This window comes from Mesorhizobium dulcispinae, assembly GCF_033977345.1.
GTDB classification, from domain to species: Bacteria; Pseudomonadota; Alphaproteobacteria; order Rhizobiales; family Rhizobiaceae; genus Mesorhizobium; species Mesorhizobium dulcispinae.
In genome coordinates, this window is the sequence record NZ_JAVIIY010000010.1 from 154,633 (window position 1) to 171,440 (window position 16,808).

The 16,808-nt window shown below is 63.4% G+C and carries 25 protein-coding genes; 13 read left to right on the forward strand and 12 right to left on the reverse strand.

The window, feature by feature from the left end:
• A complete protein-coding gene (locus RFN30_RS21685; RefSeq protein WP_320264128.1) occupies positions 1–288 on the reverse strand; it encodes a GIY-YIG nuclease family protein in 288 nt (95 codons plus the stop codon).
• Between the two features lie 226 nt (positions 289–514).
• Here RFN30_RS21685 and RFN30_RS21690 point away from each other — a divergent pair, with 226 nt between their 5' ends.
• From RFN30_RS21690 to RFN30_RS21700, 3 genes are all read left to right on the forward strand, one after another.
• Positions 515–2,623, forward strand: coding sequence for an EAL domain-containing protein (locus tag RFN30_RS21690; protein WP_320264129.1), 2,109 nt, complete (start codon positions 515–517; stop codon positions 2,621–2,623).
• 104 nt (positions 2,624–2,727) lie between these two features.
• Positions 2,728–3,084 (forward strand): hypothetical protein, encoded by a 357-nt coding sequence (locus RFN30_RS21695; protein WP_320264130.1) that lies wholly within the window; start codon positions 2,728–2,730, stop codon positions 3,082–3,084.
• A 214-nt stretch (positions 3,085–3,298) separates the two neighbouring features.
• Positions 3,299–3,832, forward strand: a complete 534-nt coding sequence (locus RFN30_RS21700; RefSeq protein ID WP_320264131.1) for a hypothetical protein — start codon at positions 3,299–3,301, stop codon at positions 3,830–3,832.
• A gap of 34 nt (positions 3,833–3,866) precedes the next feature.
• Here RFN30_RS21700 and RFN30_RS21705 read toward each other — a convergent pair whose 3' ends face one another.
• The 4 genes from RFN30_RS21705 to RFN30_RS21720 are packed head-to-tail and all read right to left on the reverse strand — an operon-like array spanning position 3,867 to position 5,198.
• Positions 3,867–4,184 (reverse strand): plasmid stabilization protein, encoded by a 318-nt coding sequence (locus RFN30_RS21705; RefSeq protein ID WP_320264132.1) that lies wholly within the window; start codon positions 4,182–4,184, stop codon positions 3,867–3,869.
• A gap of 56 nt (positions 4,185–4,240) precedes the next feature.
• Positions 4,241–4,438 (reverse strand): hypothetical protein, encoded by a 198-nt coding sequence (locus RFN30_RS21710; protein ID WP_320264133.1) that lies wholly within the window; start codon positions 4,436–4,438, stop codon positions 4,241–4,243.
• 23 nt (positions 4,439–4,461) lie between these two features.
• Complete coding sequence (locus tag RFN30_RS21715) at positions 4,462–4,680, reverse strand: hypothetical protein (RefSeq protein WP_320264134.1); 219 nt, start codon at positions 4,678–4,680, stop codon at positions 4,462–4,464.
• A gap of 26 nt (positions 4,681–4,706) precedes the next feature.
• A complete protein-coding gene (locus tag RFN30_RS21720; protein ID WP_320264135.1) occupies positions 4,707–5,198 on the reverse strand; it encodes a hypothetical protein in 492 nt (163 codons plus the stop codon).
• 394 nt (positions 5,199–5,592) lie between these two features.
• Between RFN30_RS21720 and RFN30_RS21725 the strand changes: the two genes are divergently transcribed.
• Positions 5,593–5,826: a hypothetical protein gene (locus RFN30_RS21725; RefSeq protein ID WP_320264136.1), complete on the forward strand. Its 234-nt coding sequence runs from the start codon at positions 5,593–5,595 to the stop codon at positions 5,824–5,826.
• Between the two features lie 88 nt (positions 5,827–5,914).
• Here RFN30_RS21725 and RFN30_RS21730 read toward each other — a convergent pair whose 3' ends face one another.
• Together RFN30_RS21730 and RFN30_RS21735 are read right to left on the reverse strand one after the other, a co-directional pair.
• Positions 5,915–6,817 (reverse strand): alpha/beta fold hydrolase, encoded by a 903-nt coding sequence (locus tag RFN30_RS21730; RefSeq protein ID WP_320264137.1) that lies wholly within the window; start codon positions 6,815–6,817, stop codon positions 5,915–5,917.
• Positions 6,700–7,137 carry a DUF6894 family protein gene (locus RFN30_RS21735; RefSeq protein WP_320264138.1) on the reverse strand — a complete coding sequence of 146 codons (438 nt, stop codon included), beginning with the start codon at positions 7,135–7,137 and terminating at the stop codon, positions 6,700–6,702. Before RFN30_RS21735 ends, RFN30_RS21730 begins: the two co-directional genes overlap by 118 nt.
• Before the next feature lie 182 nt (positions 7,138–7,319).
• Here RFN30_RS21735 and RFN30_RS21740 point away from each other — a divergent pair, with 182 nt between their 5' ends.
• Positions 7,320–8,039: a Crp/Fnr family transcriptional regulator gene (locus tag RFN30_RS21740; protein ID WP_320264139.1), complete on the forward strand. Its 720-nt coding sequence runs from the start codon at positions 7,320–7,322 to the stop codon at positions 8,037–8,039.
• 9 nt (positions 8,040–8,048) lie between these two features.
• Here RFN30_RS21740 and RFN30_RS21745 read toward each other — a convergent pair whose 3' ends face one another.
• The gene (locus tag RFN30_RS21745; RefSeq protein ID WP_320264140.1) at positions 8,049–8,351 is read right to left on the reverse strand and encodes a DUF982 domain-containing protein; all 303 of its coding nucleotides are present in this window, start codon (positions 8,349–8,351) and stop codon (positions 8,049–8,051) included.
• A 546-nt stretch (positions 8,352–8,897) separates the two neighbouring features.
• On the opposite strand from RFN30_RS21745, the gene RFN30_RS21750 reads away from it, so the two are divergent.
• From RFN30_RS21750 to RFN30_RS21760, 3 genes are all read left to right on the forward strand, one after another.
• Positions 8,898–9,887 (forward strand): SDR family oxidoreductase, encoded by a 990-nt coding sequence (locus RFN30_RS21750; RefSeq protein WP_320264141.1) that lies wholly within the window; start codon positions 8,898–8,900, stop codon positions 9,885–9,887.
• Positions 9,888–9,905: 18 nt separating this feature from the next.
• Entirely contained in the window at positions 9,906–10,235 is a 330-nt protein-coding gene (locus RFN30_RS21755; RefSeq protein WP_320264142.1) for a hypothetical protein, read from the forward strand.
• A 390-nt stretch (positions 10,236–10,625) separates the two neighbouring features.
• Entirely contained in the window at positions 10,626–11,627 is a 1,002-nt protein-coding gene (locus RFN30_RS21760; RefSeq protein WP_320264143.1) for a YihY/virulence factor BrkB family protein, read from the forward strand.
• Here the strand turns inward: RFN30_RS21760 and RFN30_RS21765 are convergent.
• The 3 genes from RFN30_RS21765 to RFN30_RS21775 all read right to left on the reverse strand — a co-directional run bounded on the left by RFN30_RS21765 (position 11,584) and on the right by RFN30_RS21775 (position 13,058).
• Entirely contained in the window at positions 11,584–11,877 is a 294-nt protein-coding gene (locus RFN30_RS21765) for a hypothetical protein (protein WP_320264144.1), read from the reverse strand. The genes RFN30_RS21760 and RFN30_RS21765 overlap by 44 nt on opposite strands.
• A 651-nt stretch (positions 11,878–12,528) precedes the next feature.
• Entirely contained in the window at positions 12,529–12,714 is a 186-nt protein-coding gene (locus RFN30_RS21770) for a hypothetical protein (RefSeq protein WP_320264145.1), read from the reverse strand.
• A gap of 140 nt (positions 12,715–12,854) precedes the next feature.
• The gene (locus RFN30_RS21775) at positions 12,855–13,058 is read right to left on the reverse strand and encodes a CsbD family protein (RefSeq protein WP_126084600.1); all 204 of its coding nucleotides are present in this window, start codon (positions 13,056–13,058) and stop codon (positions 12,855–12,857) included.
• Positions 13,059–13,300: 242 nt separating this feature from the next.
• Between RFN30_RS21775 and RFN30_RS21780 the strand changes: the two genes are divergently transcribed.
• The 5 genes from RFN30_RS21780 to RFN30_RS21800 all read left to right on the forward strand — a co-directional run bounded on the left by RFN30_RS21780 (position 13,301) and on the right by RFN30_RS21800 (position 16,196).
• A complete protein-coding gene (locus RFN30_RS21780; RefSeq protein ID WP_320264146.1) occupies positions 13,301–13,711 on the forward strand; it encodes an HD domain-containing protein in 411 nt (136 codons plus the stop codon).
• Positions 13,712–13,916: 205 nt separating this feature from the next.
• Complete coding sequence (locus RFN30_RS21785) at positions 13,917–14,972, forward strand: sensor histidine kinase (RefSeq protein ID WP_320264147.1); 1,056 nt, start codon at positions 13,917–13,919, stop codon at positions 14,970–14,972.
• A gap of 137 nt (positions 14,973–15,109) precedes the next feature.
• Positions 15,110–15,469, forward strand: a complete 360-nt coding sequence (locus tag RFN30_RS21790; protein ID WP_320264148.1) for an SPW repeat protein — start codon at positions 15,110–15,112, stop codon at positions 15,467–15,469.
• A gap of 184 nt (positions 15,470–15,653) precedes the next feature.
• Positions 15,654–15,818 carry a hypothetical protein gene (locus RFN30_RS21795; protein WP_320264149.1) on the forward strand — a complete coding sequence of 55 codons (165 nt, stop codon included), beginning with the start codon at positions 15,654–15,656 and terminating at the stop codon, positions 15,816–15,818.
• Between the two features lie 60 nt (positions 15,819–15,878).
• On the forward strand, positions 15,879–16,196 hold the full coding sequence (locus tag RFN30_RS21800) for a hypothetical protein (protein ID WP_320264150.1): 318 nt from the start codon (positions 15,879–15,881) through the stop codon (positions 16,194–16,196).
• A gap of 102 nt (positions 16,197–16,298) precedes the next feature.
• Here the strand turns inward: RFN30_RS21800 and RFN30_RS21805 are convergent, their stop codons facing one another.
• Complete coding sequence (locus RFN30_RS21805) at positions 16,299–16,769, reverse strand: Lrp/AsnC family transcriptional regulator (RefSeq protein ID WP_320264151.1); 471 nt, start codon at positions 16,767–16,769, stop codon at positions 16,299–16,301.
• Between the last annotated feature and the right edge of the window lie 39 nt (positions 16,770–16,808).

Below are 16,808 nucleotides of genomic sequence, written 5' to 3' on the forward strand. Positions count from 1 at the left end.
TCACCAGCCGGTTCCGCGAAAGAGTTCGGACCAATTCGGGTTGGTCTTCTCGATCAAGTCGATCTTCCATTGGCGTGGCCAGCGCTTCAGCGACTTCTCGCGCTGTATGGCGTCGGCGATGTCGAAGTGTTCCTCATACCAGACCAGTCGCTGAACGCCGTAGCGACTGGTGAAGCGCGAGCCCTGGCCCGATTTGTGCTCTGGCATGCGACGACCAAGATCGTTGGTGACGCCGATGTAGATCGTGCCACCTTTCTGGCTTGCGGTCATGTAAACGTAGCCGGTCATCGATGTTAGCTGGCCCTGTTGCAAGCGACCATTCTGCACAGTTGCATTCTATGGCCAACGTCACGGCATGGATCCTAGGGTCTGCGCGCGTCGCTTCGCTCCTTGCTTCGCCCTAGGATGACGAAGCCGATAGGCGGCGGCGCCATCCGTCGGCTCCACCTCCGGTAACCCTTTTTTCTCTGGTTTCATGCACAATGGTCCGACGGGGACGGAAGAAAACCAGGGCATGGCGGACCACAACAAACGCAAGGGCGAATTCTGGGCGCTGGCGCTCGATCGCGCCCAACTCGGCCTTTGGGACTGGAACCTCGCGACCGGCGACTGCTACTATTCGCCGACCTGGTCGAGGATGCTGGGCTATGCCGAGGGCGAGCTCGCCAACACCTCCGATCTGTGGCTGAAGCTCACCCATCCCGACGATCGCGAGCGGGCGCTGGCGAGCGGCGAGCGCCACATTGCGGGCCTCGTCGGCTCCATCGAGACGGAGCTGCGCCTGAAGCACAAGGACGGCCACTGGATCTGGGTCCTCGACCGCGGCGGCATCGTCGAGCGCGATGCCGAGGGGAAGCCGCTGCGCCTGATGGGCGTGCAGACCGACATCACCAGGCAGAAAGAAGCAGAGACCGCCCTCGAGCAGGTCAATGTCCGCTTCCGCCTCGCGCTCGCCGCCAGCGGCACCGGCATCTGGCACTATGACGTTGGCACCAACAAGAGCTATTGGGACGTCCGCACCCGCGAGATCTTCGGCCTGGTCAGCGACACCGACGAGGTGACGGCCGACCTTTGGCACACCTATCTCCACCCGGACGACAAGGAGGCCACCGAACGCGCGCACCTGCCGCCGCCGGGCTCGCAAAGCGTTCGGGCCACGCAATATCGCATCATCCGGCGTGACGGCGAGATCCGTCATGTCGAGTCGCTGGTGCGCTTCATCGACGGCGTCGGCGCGGCCGGCCAGATCCTCGGCACCGTGCGCGACATTACCGACGAGAAGAAGCGCGCCGAGGAGCTCGCCTACGCCGCCCACCACGATGCGTTGACCGGGCTGTGGAACCGCTCGGCCTTCGACCGGCTGCTGGCCGAAAACATCGGCGCCGCGGACCGGCTGCCGCTCGCTGTGTTCTATGTCGATCTCGACTACTTCAAGGCGCTCAACGACTATGCCGGTCACGCCGCGGGCGATATCGCGCTGAAGAGCGTCGCCGCCGGTATTCGCGCCAGCCTGCCACCCTCGGCGCATGCCGCGCGCCTTGGCGGTGACGAGTTCGCACTGCTGGTGCCGAACTGCAATGACGCCTGCGCCGAACGGCTCGCGCGTGCCGTGCTCGCCGCCGTGCGCGACGCAGACCTTGGTTCCGCCGTGACCTCCCGCAGGCTGGCGGCCAGCATCGGCATCGCCTTCGTGCACGATCCCAAGATGACGGTGGCGGATGCGCTAGCCTGCGCCGACGATGCTTGTTACGCGGCCAAGGCCGGCGGGCGCGACCGCTTCGCCGTGTTTGCGACCGAGAGGGCGTCCGGCTCTGGCGGCCTCAACGCCGCGCGGCTCGCCGCCAAGCTGGTCGATGCGATGGAGGACGGCCGGCTGAAGCTCTTCGGCCAGGAGATCCATCGCCTGGGCAGACCCTGGCGAGAGAACTGCCATGTCGAGGTGCTGGCGAGGCTCGAAGGCCGCAACGGCAGGCTTATCCCGCCTGGCGAGTTCATTCCGGTGGCCGAACGCTTCGGCCTTGCCGCCCGGCTCGACCGCTGGATCATTCGCACGGCGCTGTCGCGCCATGGCAAGGCGATGCTCTCCGGCGCCATCTCGCTCGGCTTCAACCTGTCGGCGCAGACGCTTTCCGATCCGCAACTCTGGGATTTCGTCGACGCGGCGATCGCTGAGAGCGGCGCTCCACCCTCGGCCATCGGCTTCGAGATCACCGAGACCGCCGCCGTCACCAATTTCGCCGCGGCGGAAGAATTCGTGCGCAAGGCCAGGCTGCGCCATTGCCGCGTCAGTCTCGACGATTTCGGCGCCGGCATGAGCTCGTTCGAATATCTCAGGCGCTTTCCCATCGACGCCATCAAGATCGACGGCTCCTTCGTCGAGCACATCGCCGACAGCCGCTTCGACCGCGAGATCGTCTCGGCGATCACCGGCATCGCCCGCTCGATGGGCTGCGCCGTCGTGGCCGAGAAGGTCGAGGAAAGAAACGCCCTGGAGATCCTCATGGGCATGGGCGTCGCCTATGGCCAGGGCTATTTCCTGCACCGGCCGGAGCCGTTGGAGGCGATCGTGGCGAGAGCGGTTGCGCAGCCGGCGCCGCAGTACCGGGTGAGTGGAATTAAATAAGCAATCGCTAAACTTTATATCACTCATTTAAGCGCACCGTAATCCGGCGGGGCAATGATCCGCACCAGCAATTGGCGGCCTTGGGCCAGATCGGAGCGACGAGAATGAAGAATCTTCCCTTGCTAGCGGCAACCGCAATTGGCCTGCTCGGCATCTTTGCAACGCAGCCATCCTTCGCGGGCTCGGACAATGGTGGCCAGGTGACTGCGACCGTGACCGAGGATGACGACGACCAGGGCGCCACGGCCGGCGATGACGGCGATCACGCCGTCGCCGAGAGTGACGAGGCCGACCATGAGACCGACGGCGTCGAGTCGGGCTCGCATGAAGGCGACCAGGGTGACGACGAGGACGGCGATCACGAGGGCGACGATCACGACGGCGGGGACAGCGGCGGCCACGACGGTGGCGACGGCGGCGGTCACGATGGTGGAGACAGCGGGGGTGGCGGCGACGACTGATCGGCGGCGCTTGTACTGCGGTCTCCCTCCGGCGGGTTGAGAAGGGCGCGGCCCGCCGGGCAGCCGAGCGCATAGCCGCGCCGCCGCTCTAGGAAATTCTTAAGATATACTCGGCTATTACTTTGCCCAACCGATTTGTTCTACTCGAGACATGATGTCTTGGCTCGACCATCCGGTGCTCGTCCAATGGTGGACGGGGCCGTTGAGGCCAGCAATGTCTCCATTGTCAGCGCTGAACAGCGGCGCCTTCCTGATCCTCCAGCCGCAGCGCCTGACGTCGACGGAGACGTCGGCAGGAGATGGTCTCGTCGCGAGCATCAATAGCGCCTCCGCCAGTCCCGGCGCGGGTTCGCCGCTGACGCTGGCGCAGGCCAGGATCACCGAATCCATGTTCAGCGTGGACAGCCTCAACGTCACGGCAACGAAAGTCCGGCTGATGGAGCGCGCAGGCAAGGAGCTCGGCATCGACCAGGCCGACTACGAGTCGGTCTTTTCCTACGGTTCGGCCGTCAAGAACGCGGTCGAGGCGTTGAAACGGCAATCGCCCTCGGCGATTGCCGAGATCGAAAGGCAGCTCGGCCTGGACCAGCTTGGCGTTTCGCTCGATACGCTGGTCGCTGCCATCATCGACCCGCAAGGCAGCGACGGCGACCGGCTGGACGCCGCGCTGGAAAAGCACCTGGGCGAGATCGCCGGGGATGAGGCCGCTTCGGTCCAGCCGAACGAAATCGGGCTCTACGGCGGCTGAGGCTGATCTCCCTGCTTAAGCGGAGATTGTCGCATCAATGATGCGCGTGGCTCTCATTGCGCTTGCGCGTGGCCGCCGCCTTCCTGGCCGAGGCCGAGCGCTCGGCCGCCGGACGCTCGCCGGAAGCCTTGCCGCCCATCCTGCCGCCCTTGTGCGCGGCGGGATTGCCGGTGTGCTTGGCGCGGCCCGAGCCGCCTGCCTTCTTGCCACCGGCATCGTCCTTGTTGACGGTCGCCCAGGCGCGCCGCTCGGCTTCCTTCTCGGACACGCCGCGCTTCTCATAGCCCTCGGCGATGTGGTCGGCCTTGCGTTCCTGCTTGTCGGTGTATTTCGATTTGTCTCCGCGTGGCATTTTTCTTCTCCTGTTGCGCTGAGTGAAGTTCAAGCTGTGAAGACCAGGGGTCGGTCTTAGGAGCGTTTCTTCTTGGCGACGTCGCCTAGGTCGGACCGTTCCGGATCCTTGTTGTTCTCGCCGGCGGCGTCACGATCTTCGTCTGGATCGTCCTTGGCCGGCAGGTAGCCGGGTGGGCGGCTCTCTTCCGGACCTTCCCAGCGAGGCCACTGATCGGAAGTTCCCGGGGGCCCCTTCTTCGGTGAGCTGCTCATTTTTTACTCGCCTACGGGGGGCATCAGCCCTCCGCCTTCATGGTTCGTGCGATCCTCAGGAGCTTGTCGCGATCATTCCCGTGCTCGCGGATCAACTCGCGCGCTTGCTTCGGCGAGAGATCGCTGTTTTCCGCCAGGAACCGCACATCCGGATCCTCGCCGCCCTTGGTCGGCAACCGGCTGGACGATGGCGAATGACCGGCGCCCGGTCGGTTCGGGATATTGTCGTTTGCCTGGTTCATCGCAGGCCTCCTTTGTTGTCGCCGCGCTAGCCGGCCTTCTCCGGCCTGCGGCGCGCCTCCTTCTTGCGGCGCAGCACCTCGTCGGTTCCAACGATCTCTTTCGAGCCACCGGTGATGGCGGTCGAAACGACCGCCGGCGGGTCGCTCGCCGGAAAGCTGTCCTCCAGACCGGATTGCAACTGCTCTTCCAGCGTCTCCGGGTTCTCGGAGCGACCTGCCGCGCGGCGCTCCTCGATCTCTTCCAGGTCGTGCTTGGCGTCGGGATGCTCACGCACGTTGCGCAGCGTCGACACCACGAGCTCGACCGCGAACTCCTTCATCGCCTCGCCATCCGGCGCGGCGACGACGGTTTCCTCGATAAGGCGCACGAGCGACGTCTCGATCTTGTCCAACTCCTTCATGCCCTGGCTGCGCGCCAGCTTCTGGGTCAGCGAATGGATCAACAGCGGAGCAAAGGTCGAATAGGCATGCATGCGTGCCTCGTCGACGCGATCAGGGTGAAGTGTGTGCACGGACATTGATTCCTCCGTTGAAACGTCCGCCTGGACGGCGGCGAGCCGCTGCGCGTTTCTGAGGAACCGGGGGGAGGGGAAGAAGTTCCAATCACAGAGAGCGCCGTAGCCCGAAGACCGCGTCCGCGACCCGATCGCGCCATCCAGCGCTTCATGAGGGGCAACGGTCCGAACCGTTCCTGCGACTGAAGTCCGAGTGCCCCGCGCATTGGGCCCGCAGCGGCAACCAAGGCGGAAGCTTCGAGTTAGTGAGCGGTCGTCGATGGACCCCCCTCCGTCGGCGGCATTTTGGGTGTCCGCCAGTCCGCGCAACGGCGGGCACCCAGGACCGTCGGAACCCAGAAGCCAAACCATCGGAACAAGGAAGCCGCATTGCCGGTTTCGAAAGCGAGACGACGTTTTGACCTTTATTTCTGCCAAGCCCAAGCTGCGAAACGCTGAAAGCCACCCTGCGAACGACAACCATCTCTCCGCTCTCGCCGACATCTCGATCCTCGAATTCATCGATGACGATGACGACGTCGCCGACATCGCCAGGCGCGCCGAACGCCTGGGCAATGCCGTGGTGATCGTAATGGCGCTCTGCCTGATCGTAGCGCCGGCGATCTATCTCACCCTGGCCTACGCGCTTTAGGGCATGATCCCGAAAAGTGGGAACCGGTTTTCGGAAGAAGATCATGCTCCAACAAAGAGTTAGATCAGGATGGCGATTCAACGAAACGTCATCCTGATCTAGCCGGCAGCAGAAAATCGCTGAGCCTGGCGGCTGTCTCAGCCGATGCCTCTTCTGGAAAGAAATGCCCGCCGGGCATCGGCCCGCCGCTCACGTCGTCAGCCCACTCCCGCCATAGGGCCAGCGGCCCGCCTTCGGCCGCATACCATTCGGCGAGCGCGCCATGTTCGCTCCATAGCGCCAGCACCGGGCAACCGATGCGCCGGCCGGCTGCCCGGTCCGCATGGTCGTGCTCGCGGTCGAGTGTCGCCGCCGCACGGTATTCCTCGCAAATGGCGTGCGCATGGACCGGATCGCGCAAGGCCTCGGCATAAGCGTGCCGGACCTCGGCGGGAAAGGCGGAAGGCGAGGAGCCCCAGCCAGCCAGCGCATTATCGACGATCGCATCCGCGGCCGCCGCCATGATCGTCTCCGGCAGCGGCTCCGGTTGCGCCAGCAGCGACCAGGGCCAATAGCTGAGCGCCAGCCGGGCGTCGGCCCGGTCCCAGGCATCGGCGGTGGGTATGATGTCGAGCACGGCAAGCTTCTCGATGCGGTCGGGGCGGTCCAGCGCCAGGCGATAAGCCGCGCGCCCGCCGCGATCGTGGCCGGCAACCATGAAGCGGGCAAAGCCGAGCTTCGTCATCAGCGCCGCGAGGTCGGCGGCCATGGCGCGCTTGGCGTAGGGCGCATGATGCGGATCGGATGGCGGGCAGGAGCTTTTCCCGTAGCCGCGCAGGTCGGCGCAGACGACGCTGAACCGGTCTGCGAGCTTCGGCGCCACGTCGCGCCACATCAGATGCGTTTCGGGGAAGCCATGCAGCAGGAGCAGCCCCGGGCCGCTGCCGGCCGTCCGGATGAATATCCGTGCCCCGTGCGTGTCGACCTCGGCGCTTTCAAACCCTTCGAACATGTTTTGCCTTCCGGCATCGGAACGGCTGAGGTCAGCGATCGTTGCTGCAGCCCACTGGAAAGTTCTCTCGGCTGGCGCTTCCGATCTTCAGCCCAGACCGCATTCAGGGTGAGCGATGCCTCGAAAACCTGTTCGCTTTTCTCGTTGCGCACTTTGACGGTTGTCGTCAGACACTCTCCGCCCTGCATCTCGTCCCATGCGACATCGTGCAAGATCCGCAGCGCTTCCATGCCAGCCCGCTCAGGGTTGGAAAGAAGTTGTCCTTCGGCGTCCAACTGGGTCTGCTCGGTGTTGTACAAGTCGAAGTAGAAGCGTTCCATCGATACCACGATCCCGGACAGTTCTGACGTTTAATTAATCGCCGCGATCATGGTTCCAAGCGACTGATCCTTAGAGGAAATCCGCTAGCGGCCGTCTGTTGCGGCCACTATCGCGACCTATCGTCTGCAACCGGCCCGGTCCTTCAACGTTAGCTTTTACGAATGCAGCACGGAAAATCCGAATGCTGGAATCCCTGTTTCTCAACCTTGGCCAGCACGATGCCGTCTCGAATGAAGAGAAGGAATTGCTGACCGGGGCCATGTCGACCGAGAAATATTTCCTCGCCGGCGAGGATATCGTTCCGGAGGGATCGAGGCCCGTCTACAGCACGCTGATCGTCGATGGTCTGGCCGCGCGCTATAAGGTGCTTGAGGATGGCGGACGCCAGTTCACCTCGCTGCAGGTCGCCGGCGACTTTGTCGACCTCCATGCATTTCTGCTGAAGACCATGGATCATGGCATTGTCGCGCTCTCGCCATGCCATGTGGTGGCGGCCGAGCACAGCAGGCTGCGCGCGATAACCGAGCAGGCGCCGCATCTGACCAGGCTCTTGTGGCTAGACACGCTTGTCGACGGCGCCATCCACCGTGAATGGATCGTGGCTATGGGTCGCCGCTCCAAGACCGCGCATCTGGCGCATTTGATCTGCGAGCTGTTCGTCAGGCTCCAGGTCGTGAACAAATCGCGCGACATGAGCTTCCATCTGCCGCTGTCGCAAGCTCAACTCGCCGATGTGCTCGGCCTCTCTGTCGTCCACATGAACAGGGTCATCGGCACGCTGCGGCGCATGAACGTGATCAACTGGGTGAACCACATGATCACGATCCTCGACTGGGAACGGCTCGTCGGAATCGCCGAATTCGACCCGACCTATCTCAGCATGAGAAATGAGCCGAGATGACGGCCCGCTTCAGGGTGGCGGCTTCTTGCGGTCGCGCGACCAAAGCTGGTCGAGCATGTTGAGCGCGGCGCTGGGATCGGCCGGTTTCAACAGACCCTGTTGCGCGGCGGCCTTTTTGAAAGCGGCGAAAGCGACTGCCGGTCGACAGATACCCGCAATGGCATCGTCCACCAGCCGCGCCGCCGCGAGGTAGTCGGGCGCGTCTTTGTCTTTCCATGCCCCGTCCAGCGCCTTCTTCGCGTCGGCGATCGAGGAAACCACCATCGAGCCGCCGGTGGCGAAGCGGATGGTGAGCGGCAGGAACCGGCTCATTGGCCGTCACCATCCGAAACATTCATGCGCGCGCCAGGCGAGGCCAACGAAAGGCACCGCGGTGAGCGCCGCCGCCGCTAGAATGAAAAGGGGACTGTTCGTGCGAATGGATTTCATGTTGCCACCTCAAAGATTTGGATCGCCATAAACGAAGTTGCCGCCGGCCGGTTGCATCCGCTCGGCCGGGACTGACTGCATGGACGAGCTACATATTGCTCGCTGGCCGCAGAGGGTGCGCCGGACGGTAGGGCGCGCACGGGCACGGCCTTAGCGGCCATTGGCAAGCGAGGCCTGGACAGGCCTTGCTGGATTGGTCGGCACGGCAGCACGCTGGCGCAGAAATGCCGTCGATAGCTTGCCGATCAAAATTTCGGACATCCATGGAACTCTCCTTCTGGAAAGTCCCCCCAAACAGCGATCGACTAGCAGCTATAGCCACCCGCGCGCATTTAACTTTGATATACGCGCCATGGCCACGCGGCGGCGGCCCGAACGAAAGCCAACCTTTTCCACCGGCGTGCGTTGTCTATCGGAAGGAGATGACGAATGCCGACCAGCACCCGATCGAAAAGCGATAGCTCGAAGGCTGTGAGCCGGCAGCGGAGCGTGCAGCGCAAGGTCGACGCCACCGATCGCGCCAGGTCGAACGGTAAATCCGGATCGCAAGGCGCCATGCAGGCCGGCGCCAGGCAATATCCGGTGCCGCCCTTTCCGAAGCAGCACCATTTCAAACCTGGCGAGGAATGGGCGATCGAGCCGGCGCCGCTCTATGACGCGCCGTTCTGGCAGGGCTCGGGCAAGCTGGCCGGCAAGGTGGCGCTGATCACCGGCGGCGATTCCGGCATCGGCCGCGCCGTCGCCGTGCTCTTCGCGCGCGAAGGCGCCGATATCGCCATCGCTTATCTGAGCGAGGACCGCGACGCCAAGGCGACGAAAGCGGCGGTCGAGGCAGAGGGCAGGCGCTGCATCACGCTGCGCGGCGATGTCGCCAGGCGTGCCTTCTGCCGTAAGGCCGTCGAAGAAACGGTGAAGAAGCTCGGCGGGCTCGACGTGCTCGTCAACAACGCCGCCTTCCAGGCGCACTCGGCGGACTTCGCCGACCTCACCGAGGAGCATTTCGACACGACGCTGAAGACCAATCTCTACGGCTATTTCCACATGGCGCAGGAAGCGGTTCCGCACATGAAGCCGGGCTCGGCGATCGTCAACACCGGCTCCGTCACCGGTATCGAAGGCTCGAAGGAACTGGTCGATTATTCGATGACCAAGGGCGGCATACACGCCTTCACACGGGCGCTCTCCGGCAGCCTCATCGGCAGGGGTATCCGCGTCAACGCGGTGGCGCCGGGCCCGGTATGGACGCCGCTCAACCCGTCGGAGAAGGAGGCCGAGGGCGTCGCACGGTTCGGCGCCAAGACGCCGATGAAGCGACCCGCCCAGCCGGAGGAGATCGCGCCGGCCTATGTGTTTTTAGCCTCGCCGCAGTGCTCGAGCTACATCACCGGCGAGATCCTGCCGATCATCGGGGGTTACTGAACCCATGAGGAGGATCCAATGAAGAAAAGACTTCTTGGCTTCACCATTGTCCTGATGTCAGGCCCAATGTTGGGAATGACCGCCGCGGCCCAGACCCAGCCGGAAAATCCGCAGATCGAGGACTGCCAGGTCAAGCCGGACGACAACGCGACGCCGAAGCAGAACGGCGAGCAGCCGAAAGCCCAGGCCGATGATCTGTCCAACAACCTTACCGCCAGCCTGGCGCCTTGCGGCGGTGTGCTGAAGCCTCCGCCCACTGGCGACAAGAACGCCACCGTTCCGCCGTCCAACACCAGCCAGATGCCGGTGATCAAGCCGGGCGAAGTCCCGCCGCAGACGTCAAAATAGTATGCCAGGCCAGCCCTGGCTTGAAACTTTTCAGGGTCAGGCGGGTTACCATCTGGTAGTCCCGGACACCCGAACTACTTCCCACAATTAACGCCCCGGTCTCTCCCATCCGGGGCGTTTTTTTGCTGCGCGGGTACAGGCCCATTGCTCGATATCCGCGATCTGAAACCCGGAACCATCCCGCCCGCATCGGGTTGTGGCTCAGCGGGCCGCGTCAGCCGGACCTGGTGGTAAAGAGAACAGGGTTTGGTTTCTCCGGCTTCACACCCTGGCCAACGAAAAGGCAGTCGAGCTCTTGTCCCACCCGGCCCGCCTAATTCGGGCGTGGGCACATGGCAAAACGTCCCGTATCCGAACCTGCGTCTCCCGTTCGAGATAGACGGTGAGAACATGCAGCGCTGGTTCCAGGAAGCCTGGGTTCTGCTGAGAGAGAGCGTCACCGGCTATCTCAACGACAATGCGTTGAGCCATGGCGCGGCGATGGCCTTCTATGCCGCGACCTCGCTGGCGCCGATCCTTCTGATTATCGTGGCGATCGCGGGTATCGTCATCGGCAACGACGCCGCGCAGCTTGCGCTTTCGGCCGAGTTCGCGGGCGTGATGGGCCCGCAGAGCGCCGACCTCCTCAAGGCAACGATCGAGACCGCCTCGCATCGCGGGTCCGGCACGCTGGCTACCCTCATCGGGCTGATGGCGCTCCTCGTCACCGCCTCCGGCGTCTTCGGCGAGATGCAGCAATCGCTGAACCGGATATGGAAGGTCGAGCCCAATGGCGTTTCGCTCTCGCGCCTGGTGCGGGCGAGGGCGGCAAGCCTCGGCCTGGTGGCAGCTCTTGGTTTCATGCTTCTGGTGTCGCTCGCCGCAAGCACGGCGATCTCGGCGCTGAGCGAGATCATCAACCAACAGCTGCCGTTCGGCGAGCTGATCGTGAGCTCGATCAACACCGTCGTCTCTTTCGTGCTGATCGCACTGCTCTTCGCCGCGATCTACAAGGTCCTGCCGGACCGCAGGCTCAAATGGCGCGACGTCGCCGTCGGTTCCATCGTCACGGCGCTGCTGTTCACCATCGGCAAGTCGCTGATCGGCTGGTACATCGGCACAAGCGCCATCGCCACCTCCTATGGCGCCGCCGGCGCGCTGATGGTCGTGCTGCTATGGGTCTACTATTCGGCCCAGATCTTCCTCTTCGGCGCCGAGATCACCCGCGCCTATTCGGTGCGGCGCGGCCGCCGGCAGGATCTCGCGCCAGTGGTGGCGGCCGGCAGTGAAACGGGAAGGCCGGGCAGGTCCCGGAACCCGGGCGTGTCGGATAGCGAGGTCGCCATATGGATCGTCATCAGCAGCCTGATCACGGCGCTGGTCTCGGAGTTTTGGCGGGGGAGGCAGGGTTGACGCTGCTGCGTGGCGATCCGGGGCTTGGCCTTTCTCCGGCCTGTCGCTCCTCCTGACGCTTTTCGACTTCGTAGGAAAGCCAGCGGCAAAACATGCCGACGATCGATGTCGCGGCGCCGCCGAGCAGGCAGGCAACCAGCAGCGGACTTTTCGAAGCGCTCCCCCAACTGACGATCGCCAGCAGCATCACGCTTACCGTGGAGATCGAATAGCCCATGCCCTTGAGCAGATGGAGCGACGATCTAATCATGCCATGCCCGCCTCCCGAAGTGGAACAATCAGCCGCGACCGAAGTTCCATCTCCGCGGGGTTCCCTCCAAGATAGCCGCCCCTCGGCAGATAGGCCCTGCCAGGGCAGCGACGTTAGTCATCGCTGTTAGTCATCAGAGCCTGCCAAGCAGGTACCGGCGGGCTCTGGCGACTGACTGACCCTGGCGGCGAGCCTCTCACTTAATATCGCCGGATCGCGACAGCCGTTCTCAAACAAAATTAGCGCGCACCTTGCGGCCTCAAGCCGCTCATCGCTTTCCGCTCGAATATGAAATTTACGGCAGTAGTCGTCGAGGACGGCTACGACGATTGCCAAGTCCTCCGAGTCGAGGATGTTCGATAAAACCATTGCTCTCCCTCCCTTTCACAGGCGAAAGCGCGGTCTGCTTCCTTAAACGCCGGCTTGTGTCGCGGAGTTGCAGGCGAACCGGGGTCACGAGTCACTTATTGTATCGCCGTGCCATAGGTCGAAACTCGGGCCTTCCTGTTCGCATCCGATTGAGAGGCGGACCGAGCGACAGCAGACCGCAATCGCGGCCGGCGCGCGGGTAATGGTGGCCGAGGGCCCAAGCGCGCAGATGAACCTGGTCTGTCGGGAGCGATGCCGCTTTATCCAAGTGCCCGGCGAGGGCTAGCGCTTCCGCTTTCCTCTGTCCAGAACCTTGTAACCCGATGCCTCATGCGCCTCGCGCATCATCCGCAGCGCTTCTTCGGGGGTAAGGCCGCACTTACGGGCAAAATAGACGGCCTCGGTAGCCTCCGAGCGGGAGGCTGTCGCTATGGCGGACAAGGCCGATCTCGATTTCTTCTTGGCCATCGGTTCACCGTGCCATGAATCATTTAGTCAGCTAATATAGAATTGTTGTTTGCAAATCCAAATTTCGGGCTTTGCGCGCTAAATGTGGCGCGACGTTCGAGGTTGAAAGAGGGCTGTGCTGTGCGACACAGCCGTCAAGCCTACCAGCCCTGGCGCCTCGCCCAGTCGTCTATGTCACGGCGGACGCGATCCTTCTCGATGCCGTACCGTTCCTGGATCTTGCCTTCGAGCTGGTCGCGTTTTCCCGCGATGCGGTCGAGGTCATCGTCGGTGAGCTTGCCCCACTGTTCTTTCACCTTGCCCTTCACCTGCTTCCAGTTCCCTTCGACGCGGTTCCAATCCATGGTGTGACCTCCTTCGTTTGCACGAATGACTAACGGCGGCACTGCCCGGAGGTTCCTGTTTCGGCCGGACGCTGAAATCGCGACATTGCGAGGGAACATTTAGACGCCGCTGATGTTCTTCTTCACGGCGCGCAGCATCATCCCCCTGCGAAGAGCGCGCCTATGGACTGGGTATCCAGAGCCCGATCCAGCCCGCCTCGGATGTCCCCGCCGGGGCGGGCTTCCACATTGAGAGAGAGATCATGCTTTACCAGGCGGCGAAGATCGCCGAGGAGGCCCATCGCGGCCAGAAGGACAAGACCGGCCGCCCCTATATCGAACATCTGCGACGCGTCGCCGACGCGGTCGAAACGCTGGACGAGAAAACCGTCGCTTACCTGCACGACGTGGTCGAGAAAGGCGAAGGGTGGACGCTCGATCGGCTCGATGCGGCGGGCTTCGGCTTTCCGGTCGTCGCGGCCGTCGACGCTCTGACGAGAAGAATGGACGAAAGCGAGCAGGGCTTCATCTACCGCGCGGCGTCCAACGAGCTCGCGCTGCCGGTCAAGGCGGCGGACCTCAGGGACAATCTCTGGCAGGCTCACCAGGCCGGCGTTTCGCCGGTGAAATATGAGATCGGGCTGCGTTTGCTTGACGAGCTCGCCCGCAGCTAGGGCAGGCGAGTGTCGCAGGCGCTCCCCCTCGAAATCGATGGCCGGCGAGCCGGCCTCTTGCAGGGCCAGGCTCTCCATGTCCCGCCGAGCGACATTCTCGAAGCTGGAATTTCGGCGTGCCGTCGACAGACAAGGCCGAAGGAAGTACTTGTCATTCCAAGGCTTGGGCCATTGCCTGGATTTAAGCGCGCTCTAACTAGTGCCAATGACGATTAGCGGGGGCAGATTTCGACAGAATGCGGGCGCCAATGCGCGGCTAGCTGCCATCGTCGATTCCTCGTTCGACGCCATTATCGGCAAGGACCTGAACAGCGTCATCACCGACTGGAACCGCGCGGCCGAGCGCATGTTCGGCTACAGCCAGGAGGAAGCCATCGGCCAATCGATGCTGCTCCTCATCCCCGAGCACCTGCATGACGAAGAGGCCGACATCATCGGCCGCATCCGCGGAGGCGAGGGCGTGGCGAGCTTTGACACGATGCGAAAGCGGAAGGACGGCTCGCCGATCGCTGTTTCAGTCACGGTCTCGCCGATCAGGGACCCTTCCGGCAATATTGTCGGCGCGTCCACGATCGCTCGCGACATCACCGCGGCCAAGGAAAGCGAGCGCCGCATCCGGCTCTTGATGCGCGAGGTCAACCATCGCGTGAAGAACCAGTTCGCGGTGATCCTGTCGATGGTGAGGGAAACCAACAAGCACTCGGCCAGCCCCGGCGAGTTCGAGGAGATGATCCGCGCGCGCATCATGGCACTGTCGCGCTCGCACGACCTCCTGGTCACTTCGGAATGGGCGGGAGCGAGCCTGTTCGACCTGATCCAGGAGCATCTGAAGCCGTTCGGCCATGAGGAGCGTATCTCGCTCTCCGGTCCCTTGCTGACGCTGCAGTCGAACGCCGTGCAGAATCTCGGCATGGCCTTCCACGAGCTCGGCACCAACTCGTCGAAATATGGCGCGCTGGCGGGTGAGCGCGGTCATGTCGAGATCACCTGGACGGTCGAGACCGGTCCGGAGGCGCAGCGCCGGTTTCACCTTGTCTGGCAGGAGACGTCGAATACCGATGCCGGCAACGGCGAGCCGAATGAGGCGGCGCGCAAGGGCTTCGGCACGGTGGTGTTGCAGCGCGTGGCGCCGCAAGCGCTCGGCGGCTCCTCCAGCCTCGAACGTTCGCCCGGCCAGATGAAATGGTCGTTGACGGCGCCGATCGAGGCCATCGTCGTGCCGCAGTTGGGCGCCGAGAACGGAAGCGATTTCAACGGTTGACGGGCGGTTCCGGACCTAGGCTGCCGCAGGCCCCCTCCCTTGCAGGTCCGTAAAAGTGTATTACATCATTTAATAGAGCGTGCGCGTCGCACGCTAAATGCAGTTGCTTTGGTCAAGCTTCATCGATGGAGGTTGTCATGGCAAGCAAACTGTTGGAAGAACGGAAGAGCAAGGACTGGGTTACCCTGGTCCTCGCGATCTGCCTGTTCGTCTCACCCTGGGTCATCGGATTCACCGCGGTAATGATGCCCGCGTGGAACGCCTGGATTGTCGGCGTCCTGCTCGGTGCGCTTGCCCTGGCAACGCTTTCGGTGTTCGCAGAGTGGGAAGAATGGGTAAACCTCGTCCTCGGGCTCTGGCTGATCGTCTCGCCCTGGTTCCTGGGCTTCGCTGCCGACAGGAATGTAATGATCACGCATGTCGTCCTCGGCGTGCTCGTGGTCGCGGCATCGGCCTGGGCCGTCTGGGACGTCCGTCATCCCCACGCCCACGCGTGAGCGATGATTGAGCGGGAGCCCGCCGCGCGAGCGGCGAGCTCCTTTAAAAGCAATTCCAGGAAAGGCGGGTTTCCGCCCGGAATTGCGTGAGAAACAGATCGGGGCATGGGGCTAAGCGGCGGTTGCGACTTCACGCAACTGCTGCAACCGGGAATCTTTTCGTGCATTCTTGGGAATGGCCTCGATGCTCCACCCCGACACCCCCGCCAAATGCTGCTCCTATTGCGGCGGCCGCGACCATGATTTCGAGGCGTGCCCGAAGCGCAAGGCCGATGCCGAGAAGGAAACGGCGGCGCGGGGCCGCGAAGGCGCGGCTCCGATTGACGTGACATCCGAAACCCTGCCGTAGCGTTCCTTCGCGCGCGCCCCTCAGCGCATGCCCAGCCGCATCCGCGAATGAGATATCCTAGTGATCTCGCGCATCGCCATCGAGGTCACGTCGCGCTCTGTCTTTTTCTGGGACGATCGAAGAACGGCAGTCGAACCGGTCTATAGTCGGGACGGGGGTGCGCGGGTGGCGGACGTCGTCTCGATCAGAGTGAGTGCGAAGCCTGCCGGGCGGGTGTCGGCGGGACGTTTACGGTTTTTCGCATTCATGGCGATCGCCGCGTTCATGATCGCCGGTCCGGTCGCAGAGCAGGTCTTCGGGGTGCGAACGGCATTGCTGCGCTCCTGGACCATGTTCAGTGCGATCGGGCTCGGCGTGATCGACGCTTCCCGACTATAGACCGCTTCAACGCGGGTTCTTCGACCTTACCAGAAAAAGTCTGGGCTCGACGCCGCGCCTGCGCGGTCGGCGTCCACGGCTCAAATCGCTTGGCGTGCACAGCTACCCACGCAGCGCATGTCCCGCCGCTTCGGCAAACGAGATGTCGCCCTTGATCTCGCGCATCGCCATCGAGGTGACGGTGCGGCGCACGCCGGGCAACCGGCTGAGCTCCTCGCGCAGCATCCGATCAAGCGCCCGCATATCGACGGTGACGATCTGCAAGAGATAGTCGGCCTCGCCGGTCGTGGCGTAGCAGCGGCGGATCAGCGGGTGCTTCTTCACCGCCGCCTCGAAGGCGTCCGAGACCTCGAAGTCGATCGACACCTGGATAAAGGCCTCGATGCCGAAGCCGATCACCGCAGGATCGATGCGGGTGGAATAGCCGCGGATGACGCCGGCATCCTCCAGCGCCTTCACCCGTTTCCAGCACGGCGTTTTGCTCAGCCCAACCGCCTCGGCGAGTTCGCCGAAGGAGAGGCGCGCATCGCGTTCCAATGCGGCAACGATCTTGCAGTCGAGGGCGTCCAGCATTAGCCGTTCTCCAAAATTGCGGAAATGGAAGATGATCGT

Bases quoted from the DNA above. Each gene is read 5' to 3' on its own strand.
- RFN30_RS21735 (WP_320264138.1), bottom strand. From the start codon at position 7,137: ATGGAACGCTTCTACTTCGACTTGTACAACACCGAGCAGACCCAGTTG.
- RFN30_RS21805 (WP_320264151.1), bottom strand. From the start codon at position 16,769: ATGCTGGACGCCCTCGACTGCAAGATCGTTGCCGCATTGGAACGCGAT.
- RFN30_RS21705 (WP_320264132.1), bottom strand. From the start codon at position 4,184: ATGCCACGCGGAGACAAATCGAAATACACCGACAAGCAGGAACGCAAG.
- RFN30_RS21760 (WP_320264143.1), top strand. From the start codon at position 10,626: ATGCAGCGCTGGTTCCAGGAAGCCTGGGTTCTGCTGAGAGAGAGCGTC.
- RFN30_RS21795 (WP_320264149.1), top strand. From the start codon at position 15,654: ATGCTCCACCCCGACACCCCCGCCAAATGCTGCTCCTATTGCGGCGGC.
- RFN30_RS21740 (WP_320264139.1), top strand. From the start codon at position 7,320: ATGCTGGAATCCCTGTTTCTCAACCTTGGCCAGCACGATGCCGTCTCG.
- RFN30_RS21715 (WP_320264134.1), bottom strand. From the start codon at position 4,680: ATGAACCAGGCAAACGACAATATCCCGAACCGACCGGGCGCCGGTCAT.
- RFN30_RS21770 (WP_320264145.1), bottom strand. From the start codon at position 12,714: ATGGCCAAGAAGAAATCGAGATCGGCCTTGTCCGCCATAGCGACAGCC.
- RFN30_RS21710 (WP_320264133.1), bottom strand. From the start codon at position 4,438: ATGAGCAGCTCACCGAAGAAGGGGCCCCCGGGAACTTCCGATCAGTGG.
- RFN30_RS21745 (WP_320264140.1), bottom strand. From the start codon at position 8,351: ATGAGCCGGTTCCTGCCGCTCACCATCCGCTTCGCCACCGGCGGCTCG.
- RFN30_RS21700 (WP_320264131.1), top strand. From the start codon at position 3,299: ATGTCTCCATTGTCAGCGCTGAACAGCGGCGCCTTCCTGATCCTCCAG.
- RFN30_RS21750 (WP_320264141.1), top strand. From the start codon at position 8,898: ATGCCGACCAGCACCCGATCGAAAAGCGATAGCTCGAAGGCTGTGAGC.
- RFN30_RS21775 (WP_126084600.1), bottom strand. From the start codon at position 13,058: ATGGATTGGAACCGCGTCGAAGGGAACTGGAAGCAGGTGAAGGGCAAG.
- RFN30_RS21730 (WP_320264137.1), bottom strand. From the start codon at position 6,817: ATGTTCGAAGGGTTTGAAAGCGCCGAGGTCGACACGCACGGGGCACGG.
- RFN30_RS21785 (WP_320264147.1), top strand. From the start codon at position 13,917: ATGACGATTAGCGGGGGCAGATTTCGACAGAATGCGGGCGCCAATGCG.
- RFN30_RS21685 (WP_320264128.1), bottom strand. From the start codon at position 288: ATGACCGGCTACGTTTACATGACCGCAAGCCAGAAAGGTGGCACGATC.
- RFN30_RS21780 (WP_320264146.1), top strand. From the start codon at position 13,301: ATGCTTTACCAGGCGGCGAAGATCGCCGAGGAGGCCCATCGCGGCCAG.
- RFN30_RS21765 (WP_320264144.1), bottom strand. From the start codon at position 11,877: ATGATTAGATCGTCGCTCCATCTGCTCAAGGGCATGGGCTATTCGATC.
- RFN30_RS21695 (WP_320264130.1), top strand. From the start codon at position 2,728: ATGAAGAATCTTCCCTTGCTAGCGGCAACCGCAATTGGCCTGCTCGGC.
- RFN30_RS21790 (WP_320264148.1), top strand. From the start codon at position 15,110: ATGGCAAGCAAACTGTTGGAAGAACGGAAGAGCAAGGACTGGGTTACC.
- RFN30_RS21720 (WP_320264135.1), bottom strand. From the start codon at position 5,198: ATGTCCGTGCACACACTTCACCCTGATCGCGTCGACGAGGCACGCATG.
- RFN30_RS21755 (WP_320264142.1), top strand. From the start codon at position 9,906: ATGAAGAAAAGACTTCTTGGCTTCACCATTGTCCTGATGTCAGGCCCA.
- RFN30_RS21690 (WP_320264129.1), top strand. From the start codon at position 515: ATGGCGGACCACAACAAACGCAAGGGCGAATTCTGGGCGCTGGCGCTC.